The organism is Kineococcus siccus, from assembly GCF_009906795.1.
Taxonomy (GTDB): Bacteria; Actinomycetota; Actinomycetes; order Actinomycetales; family Kineococcaceae; genus Kineococcus; species Kineococcus siccus.
Genome location: NZ_JAAALN010000454.1, coordinates 1 through 544, shown reverse-complemented (window position 1 = coordinate 544; position 544 = coordinate 1). Strand labels below are relative to the sequence as shown.

The following is a 544-nucleotide window of genomic DNA, read 5'->3' as shown; positions in this document are numbered from 1 at the left end:
CGGCCCGAGGCGATCATCCGCAGCGCCGCGGGCCACGTGTTCTGCCCCAGGTGCGCCCCCAGGACGTTCAGCTCCTTGTCGTCGGAGATGATCGACCAGTCCACGCTCACCGGGTCCTTGAACACGCTGTACTCCACGAACGTGCCCTGCTTGCGCAGCAGGTTCAGGCCCTGCGCCACCGCGGAGGGGTGACCGGTGCCCTCGAGGTACACGTCCGCGCCGTAGCCCCCGGTGAGCTCCTTGACGATCTCCACCGCGTCCTGCTCGGCGATGTTGATCGTCAGGTCCGCCCCGCACTTCTCGGCCAGCGCCAGCTTCGAGGGCAGCGCGTCCAGGGCGATGACCTTCGCGGGGAACCTCGCGGCCGCCCCCGCGACCATCCCCAGCCCGATCGGCCCGCACCCGGCGACCACGACCACGTCGTCGAAGCCGATCCCGGCCCGTTCCACCGCGTGCAGCGAGCACGACAACGGCTCCGCGAACGCCACGTGCGCCGGGGGCAGGTCCCCGGGGGCCTGGTGCACCAGCGCCTCCGCGGGCAGGA

Annotated in this window: 1 protein-coding gene; it reads right to left on the bottom strand. The window is 71.9% G+C overall.

What is annotated here, in order from left to right; genetic code table 11:
- The coding region (locus tag GTR02_RS22100; RefSeq protein ID WP_166609599.1) for a zinc-binding dehydrogenase at positions 1-544 on the bottom strand (544 nt) is incomplete at both ends.